Below are 7515 nucleotides of genomic sequence, written 5' to 3'. Positions count from 1 at the left end.
TGCTGACGGTTCTGCTGTACGTCGTCGTCATGGTGGTCGTCGGCGCGGCGTTGTTCGCCGCCGCGAGTGCCGTGTTCGGCCGCGGAGAGGCCCTGGCGCCGATCCCCCCGGGGACCACGGCGACCGTGCTGCCCGCCACCGACGTCACCGGCGTCGACGTGCACAATCTGCGGTTCCAGCAGGTGGTCCGGGGCTACAAGACGTCCGAGGTGGACTGGGCGCTGGACCGGCTGGCCCGGGAGATCGACGGGCTGCGGGCCCGCGTCGCCGAATACGAGCGCGCCGGGGTACCGGTCGCCTCCGACGGCGGCGAGCGGTACTTCGAGGTGGGAGAACTCGAGACAGGGGAGTTCGAGACCGGGGAATTCGAGGATTTCGAGCCCGCCGATACCGACGCCGACACGGACGAGGGTCCGGCGGAGGAGTTCGCGCACGAGGCCGATGCCGACGCGGAGACCGAAGCGATCGCGACCGACGCCGTCGTCGCCCGTGCCGAGGCGGCGCGCGCCGAAGCCACGCGCACCGAACCCGCGCGCACCGAAGCCGCGCGCACCGAAACAGGGGACGCCGAAACGGGCGAAGCCTGGGACTCGGAGCCCGGTCCGGGGGAGAAGCGGTGAGCGGCGACGGCCGGGTGCGGTGCCCGTGGGCGGTCGACACGCCCGGCTCCACCCTGTACCGCGACTACCACGACACCGAGTGGGGCCGGGAGCTGCACGGCCGCGACGAACTGTTCGAACGCCTCTGCCTCGAGGCGTTCCAGTCCGGGTTGTCGTGGCTGACGATCCTGCGCAAGCGGGAGGCGTTCCGAGAGGCTTTCGCCGGTTTCGACGTCGAGGCGGTCGCCCGGTTCGGCGACGCCGACGTTGACCGCCTGCTCGCCGACGCCCGAATCGTCCGGAACCGGCGCAAGATCGACGCTGTGATCGCCAACGCCCGCGCTGTGCTGGATCTGGCCGACACGGACCTCGACACGCTGCTGTGGTCGTTCGCGCCACCGCGCCGCCCGGCGCGGATCGCGACGGTCGCGCAGATCCCCGCCGTCACCCCGGAATCCACCGCCATGGCCCGCGAGCTCAAGCGCCACGGCTTCCGATTCGTCGGCCCGACCACGGCGTATGCGCTGATGCAGGCCACCGGAATGGTCGACGATCACGTCGCGGACTGCTGGGTCCAAATGGACGCTTGACCAAAAAATGTGATGTGACCAAGGAGTCAGCTACCCGGTCCATGCCCGGATAGGGAAGAATGGGAAGGCGAGCCCGCCGATAAACTGTCCGGGCACAACGGTAACCCAGGCGCTCAGTCGTTGAGCGCAGATTTGGAGGGAGCAGAGGATGGCGGCCATGAAGCCCCGGACCGGGGACGGTCCCCTCGAAGCAACCAAAGAGGGACGAGGAATCGTCATGAGGGTTCCACTCGAGGGAGGCGGACGTCTGGTCGTCGAGCTCACGCCGGAAGAGGCTGCTGCCCTCGGTGACGAACTCAAGAGTGTTACCAGCTGATCTGTCCGATTTCGGACGATCCGGGCCCTGCGCTCCTCGATGCGCGGGGCCCGGACTCGTTCCACGACCCCATCTGTGAGGAGCACCGGTGCTCGACGCGGTGACCGATCTGCTCGCGTGCCCGCAGTGCGGACTCGGCATGGACCTCGACGACTCCGCCCTGCTGTGCGAGAGCGGACACAACTTCGACGTCGCGAAACAGGGCTACGTCACGCTCCTCACCGGCGCCGCGACCCGCTTCACCGGGGACACCGCCGAGATGATCGCCGCGCGGGGAGACTTCCTCGGTGCCGGACACTACGACCCCATCCGCGACGCCGTCGCCCGGGCGTGCGCCGAGACTCCGCCGGCCGGCGACAATCCCCCGGCGGCGCGCATCCTCGAAGTGGGTGCGGGCACAGGCCAGTACCTCGCCACCGTGCTCGACGCGCTGCCGGACTCGCGCGGCATCGGCCTCGACGTCTCCAAACCCGCGGTGCGCCGCATCGCCCGCAGCCATCCTCGCGTCGGTGCCGTGCTCGCCGACGTGTGGCGGCAGCTGCCGGTGCGCACCGGGTCGCTCAGTCACGTCCTGTCGATCTTCGCGCCGCGCAACGCCGAGGAGACCCATCGGGTGCTCGAACCCGGCGGGCGGCTCGTCGTCGTCACCCCGACGACCGAGCACCTGCAGGAACTGGTCGCGCTACCCGGCATGGTGCAGGTCGACGACCGCAAGACCGAACGCCTCGGGGCGGCCCTGTCCGGGGCCTTCGACCGCACGGACCGCCGCGAGCTCCGATTCGCGATGGCCCTGGGCCACGACGAGCTCGCCCTGCTCGCGGGAATGGGACCGTCCGCCCATCACGTCACGGCGGATCGCCGCGCGGCGCTGCTGGCGGAGCTGCCCGAGCCGTTCACGGTGACGGCGGCCGTCACCGTCTCGGTGTGGACCCGGCGGGACTGAACCGCGCCTGCCGGCGCATCACTGGACCGCGCCTACCGGCTCACCGGCGCGCGGCGACGTCCTGGTAGACCGCGAGCGTCTGCCGGGCGATCTGCGCCCACGAGAACTCGGCGACCGCGCGATCGCGCCCGGCATGGCCCATCCGGGCGGCGAGATCCGCGTCGAGCGCGATTTCGTCCACCGCCGCGGCGAGCGCACGCTCGTAGGTCTGCGGTTCGTACGAGTTGTAGTGCACGAGACGTCCCGTGATGCCGTCCTGGACGACCTCCGGGATACCGCCGACGTCGGACGCGACCACGGCGGTTTCGCAGGCCATCGCCTCGAGATTCACGATCCCGAGCGGCTCGTACACGGAGGGGCACACGAACACCCGTGCCGCCGAGAGGATCTCGCGGACCGATTCGGTGGGCAGCATCTCCTGGACCCAGAACACGCCGCCGCGCCGCTCCTGCAGTTCCGCGACCGCGCGTTCGGTCTCGGCGGCGATCTCGGGGTGTCCGGAGCGCCCGCGCACAGCACCAGCTGGATGTCCGGGTCGAGATGGTGCGCCGCCGCGATCAGGTGGCCGACACCCTTCTGCCGGGTGATGCGGCCGACGAACGCGACCATCGGCCGGTCCGGATCGACTCCGAGCCGGTCGAGCGCCGATTCGGGCCCTTCCGCCGGTCCCGGATGCCACACCCCGGTGTCGATTCCGTTGCGGACCACGTGCACCTTCGCCGGATCGACGAACGGGTACGCGTCGAGGACGTCGAGCCGCATCCCGGCGCTGACCGCGATGATCGCGTCGGCGTACTGCACGGCGTTGCGTTCGGACCACGACGAGATGCGGTAACCGCCGCCGAGCTGCTCGGCCTTCCACGGCCGCCGCGGTTCGAGCGAGTGGGCGGTGAGCACGTGGGGCACGTCGTACAGTTCGGCCGCCAGGTGCCCGGCCAGGCCGGAATACCAGGTGTGCGAGTGCACCACGTCGACGCCGCTCGCCGCGTGCGCCATCCGCAGCTCGGCCGACAGCGTCGTCAGCGCGGCATTCGCGCCGGCGAGCGCCGGATCCGGGTCGTGGACGAACGCGCCCTCGCGGGGCGCACCCATACAGTGCACGTCCACGTCGCAGAGCCGTCGCAGCTGCGCCACGAGCTCGGTGACGTGCACTCCGGCTCCGCCGTAGACCTCGGGCGGGTACTCCCGCGTCATCATTGCCACCCGCACCCGCTCAAACTATCCGGCTCGCGATGTTCCGGCTACCGGGGTCACCTCTGCGTGTCGATGTTGCGCATCGCTGGCGGCGTTGTGGGGTGGCGGATAGGTTGACTGTGTGAGGAGCCAGCCACATGTGCTTGGAATCGTGCTCGCCGGCGGCGAGGGCAAACGCCTGTACCCGCTGACGGCCGACCGCGCCAAGCCTGCCGTGCCGTTCGGCGGCGCATACCGTCTGATCGACTTCGTGCTGAGCAACCTGGTGAACGCGGGCTACCTGCGCATCTGCGTGCTGACGCAGTACAAGTCCCACTCGTTGGACCGTCACATCTCCCAGACGTGGCGGCTGTCCGGATTCACCGGCGAATACATCACGCCGGTTCCCGCGCAGCAGCGGCTCGGTCCGCGCTGGTACACCGGCAGCGCCGACGCGATCCTGCAGTCTCTGAACCTGGTGTACGACGAGGATCCCGAGTACATCGTCGTGTTCGGCGCGGACCACGTCTACCGCATGGATCCGGAGCAGATGGTGCGCCAGCACATCGAATCCGGTGCGGGCGTCACCGTCGCCGGGATCCGGGTGCCGCGCAGCGAAGCGTACGCGTTCGGTTGCATCGACAGCGACGAACAGGGCCGCATCACCCAGTTCCTGGAGAAGCCCGCGCACCCGCCCGGAACTCCCGACGACCCGAACGTGACGTTCGCGTCGATGGGCAACTACGTGTTCACCACCAAGGTGCTGGTGGAGGCGTTGCGGGCGGACTCCGAGAATTCCGATTCCGACCACGACATGGGCGGCGACATCATCCCGGCGCTGGTCGCCCAGGGTGCTGCCCACGTCTACGACTTCAACGACAACGTCGTGCCCGGCGCCACCGAACGCGACCGTGCCTATTGGCGGGACGTGGGGACGCTGGACGCCTTCTACGACGCCCACATGGACCTGGTGTCCGTGCACCCGATCTTCAACCTCTACAACAAGCGCTGGCCGATCCGCGGCGCCGCCGAGAACCTGCCGCCCGCGAAGTTCGTGCAGGGCGGACTCGCGCAGGAATCGATCGTCGGGGCGGGCAGCATCCTGTCCGCCGCGACCGTCCGCAACTCGGTGCTCAGCTCGAACGTCATGGTCGAGGACGGAGCGACCGTGGAGGGCAGCGTTCTGATGCCGGGCGTGCGCATCGGCAAGGGCGCGGTGGTGCGTCGCGCGATCCTCGACAAGAACGTCGTGGTGGGCGACGGCGAGATCATCGGTGTCGATCTCGAACGCGACCGTCAGAGGTTCGCGGTCAGCAACGGCGGGGTCGTCGCCATCGGCAAGGGTGTGTGGATCTGACGGAGCAGTCCCGGATCAGCTGATCCGCACCGCGCACAGCAGCCCGTCGCCGAGGGGCAGCACCACCGGGGAGAGGCGGTCGTCCGCCGAGACCGCGCGGGCCGCGTCCCGGACCGACAGGACGGTCGCGTCCCGTTCGCTCGGGTCGGTGACCCGTCCGCCGAGCAGCGCGTTGTGCAGGACCAGGACCCCACCGGGGCGCAGCAGACGCACACCCTCGCGCACGTAGTGCGGGTGGTCGGCGGGGGTTGCGTCGACGAAGATCAGGTCGTAGCCGGAGTCGGCCAGCCGCGGCAGCACGTCGAGGGCGCGTCCGTTGATGAGCCGGGTGCGCGAGGCCGCGATCCCGGCATCGCGGAACGCCTCCTTCGCGGCCCGCTGATGCTCCGGCTCGCTGTCGATCGTGGTCAGCACGCCGTCCTCGCGCAGGCCGTGCAGCAGCCACAGTCCACTGACACCGGCGCCGGTCCCGATCTCGACGACGGTCTTCGCGTCGAGCATCCGGGCGAAAAGGGCGAGCGCGGCGCCGACGGAGGGCGGGATCGGATCGGCGCCCAGGTCGAGGGCACGTTCGCGCGCCGCGACGAGCAGCTCGTCCTCGACGACGACGTTCTCGGCGTGGGCCAGAATCCGTTCGGCATTGGTCTGCACGGGTCGAGGCTAGCGTCGAGATCGCGTCCGCGCAGGCAGGCGCGCACGACCCGGGGGATGAATTCTCAGCTCCGCCTCAGGTTACTCATAGGGGTGGCACATGGGGAAAGGGGAGGGTGTAGCCACACGCAGAGCAGACTGCGCGGCGCAGACCGCGCTGCAACGGTCGACGGATGTCACACGGGTCGGGGAACAATCCGGCCGCCCCGAGCGTTCGACAGGGTACGTGACAGTTCTCGATCGGCGGTCCCGAAGAGGAGGATCCAGCGATCCACATGGTCGATACCCCCACGAGCGTTACTCGTGCCCTAACCGCCTCCGGCGGGGCCCTCACCGGTTCCGACGTGTTCGACGGCAGCACCGACGGTGACGCGGTCGCCGAGCTGAGCGGCACGGCGGTCTTCGACGCCACGGGCGATCGTGGGGCGATGCCGTCGTGGGACGAATTGGTCCGCGAACACGGCGACCGCGTGTACCGGCTGGCCTACCGGCTGTCCGGCAACGCGCAGGACGCCGAAGACCTCACCCAGGACACGTTCATCCGCGTGTTCCGGTCCCTCCAGAACTACCAGCCCGGCACGTTCGAGGGCTGGCTCCACCGCATCACCACGAACCTGTTCCTGGACATGGTGCGCCGCCGCAACCGCATCCGCATGGAAGCGTTGCCCGAGGACTACGACCGGGTTCCCGCCGAGGGGCCGAACCCGGAGGAGATCTACCACGACGCCCGTCTCGACGCAGACCTGCAGTCCGCGCTCGATTCGCTGGCGCCGGAGTATCGTGCGGCTGTGGTGCTGTGTGACATCGAAGGACTCTCGTACGAGGAGATCGGTGCCACGCTCGGCGTCAAACTCGGCACGGTGCGCAGCCGCATCCACCGGGGTCGCCAGGCACTGCGCGAGCATCTCCGTCAGAATGCGGAGAACGAGTCCGGTCGAGTCCGTGCGGGGTAGCCGCCAGGAGGGTCTGATGACTATGGGGTTCCCGCCCCGACAGTTCGGCTCCACTGAGCATCTCGCCAGCGAAGCCGTCGCGGCGTACGTCGACGGCGAACTGCGGATGAACGCGTACCTGCGGGCGTCCCAGCACCTGGCGATGTGCCCCGAGTGCGCAGCCGAGGTGGAGGCCCAGCAGCAGGCACGTCACGCGCTGCGCAACGCCGCCCGTCGGGCACCGCAGATGCCGAGTTCCCTGCTCGGTGCGCTCAGCAACATCCCCACCCATCTCCAGGATTCCCCCGCGCAGGCACCGCAGTCGCTGTTGCCCGGGCTGGAACAGATGTGGCCGGGGGCACGCCGCTGGTCCATCCGCCGGCGCCGCTGACCCACCCGGATACGCTGATCTACCTGAACATGCTGCCCCACCCGAATACGCGGGCCCGTCGGAGATACCGGGCCCCATCGGTGATACTGGGCACCGTGAGTGACCACGACGGGGGAGACGGACACGCGTGACGGCGGAAGCGGAATCAGTGCAGCAGTCCGGGTGGCAAGCCACCGACGGTGAGCCGGCAGGCCCCGCCGCCGCGTCCCCGGCGATCGAACGTCCGGCGGATGCGCCACGCCTGGAACCGCGCCCGGTGTACCGGCCCGCGGTCGACCCCGCCGCCGCGCGGGTCTTCGGCCGGCCCTCGGGAACGGCCGGATCGTTCACCGACGCCGCCCGCGCCCGCGCCGCCGAACCCCCGGTAGCGCACGTCCCGCCCGCCGACCCGGTCCTCGCCGAGGCGTTCGGCCGGCCCGACGACGCCACCGAAACCCTGCAGCGACCGCCCGCCGCACCCGGCGCCGATGCCGGAAACGAGGCCCCCGAACCCGATCCCTGGCGCGATCCGTCGACCCCGGTACGGCTCGGACCCGCCGCGCAGCAGGCGGGTGAGCAGGTTC

General features: G+C 70.1%; 8 protein-coding genes and 2 pseudogenes. 8 read left to right on the top strand and 2 right to left on the bottom strand.

What is annotated here, in order from left to right:
- The 4 genes from I0Q12_RS00545 to I0Q12_RS00530 form a co-directional block, all read left to right on the top strand.
- Positions 1–620, top strand: a 620-nt coding sequence (locus I0Q12_RS00545; protein ID WP_197250100.1) for a DivIVA domain-containing protein, incomplete at its 5' end; no start/stop codon positions are given.
- Complete coding sequence (locus I0Q12_RS00540; protein ID WP_197250099.1) at positions 617–1189, top strand: DNA-3-methyladenine glycosylase I; 573 nt, start codon at positions 617–619, stop codon at positions 1187–1189. The genes I0Q12_RS00545 and I0Q12_RS00540, both read left to right, overlap by 4 nt.
- A gap of 148 nt (positions 1190–1337) precedes the next feature.
- Entirely contained in the window at positions 1338–1505 is a 168-nt protein-coding gene (locus tag I0Q12_RS00535) for a DUF3117 domain-containing protein (RefSeq protein ID WP_006554284.1), read from the top strand.
- 88 nt (positions 1506–1593) lie between these two features.
- Entirely contained in the window at positions 1594–2448 is an 855-nt protein-coding gene (locus tag I0Q12_RS00530; RefSeq protein ID WP_197250098.1) for a putative RNA methyltransferase, read from the top strand.
- A gap of 40 nt (positions 2449–2488) precedes the next feature.
- Here the strand turns inward: I0Q12_RS00530 and glgA are convergent.
- Positions 2489–3657: pseudogene (gene glgA / locus I0Q12_RS00525) on the bottom strand (glycogen synthase).
- Positions 3658–3763: 106 nt separating this feature from the next.
- Here glgA and glgC point away from each other — a divergent pair.
- Positions 3764–4978: a glucose-1-phosphate adenylyltransferase gene (gene glgC, locus I0Q12_RS00520; protein WP_197250097.1), complete on the top strand. Its 1215-nt coding sequence runs from the start codon at positions 3764–3766 to the stop codon at positions 4976–4978.
- Between the two features lie 15 nt (positions 4979–4993).
- Here the strand turns inward: glgC and I0Q12_RS00515 are convergent, their stop codons facing one another.
- Positions 4994–5629, bottom strand: a complete 636-nt coding sequence (locus I0Q12_RS00515; RefSeq protein WP_197250096.1) for an O-methyltransferase — start codon at positions 5627–5629, stop codon at positions 4994–4996.
- A 275-nt stretch (positions 5630–5904) separates the two neighbouring features.
- Here I0Q12_RS00515 and sigE point away from each other — a divergent pair, with 275 nt between their 5' ends.
- The 3 genes and pseudogenes from sigE to I0Q12_RS00500 form a co-directional block, all read left to right on the top strand.
- Positions 5905–6582, top strand: coding sequence for an RNA polymerase sigma factor SigE (sigE, locus tag I0Q12_RS00510; protein WP_231609761.1), 678 nt, complete (start codon positions 5905–5907; stop codon positions 6580–6582).
- A 16-nt stretch (positions 6583–6598) separates the two neighbouring features.
- On the top strand, positions 6599–6952 hold the full coding sequence (locus I0Q12_RS00505; protein ID WP_197250095.1) for a zf-HC2 domain-containing protein: 354 nt from the start codon (positions 6599–6601) through the stop codon (positions 6950–6952).
- 127 nt (positions 6953–7079) lie between these two features.
- Positions 7080–7515: pseudogene (locus I0Q12_RS00500) on the top strand (serine protease); the annotation flags it as partial.

It is taken from the genome of Rhodococcus sp. CX (assembly GCF_015865005.1).
Taxonomy (GTDB): Bacteria; Actinomycetota; Actinomycetes; order Mycobacteriales; family Mycobacteriaceae; genus Rhodococcus.
Note: the sequence above shows the minus strand (reverse complement) of the source record. Positions and strands in the feature narration are given on the sequence as shown.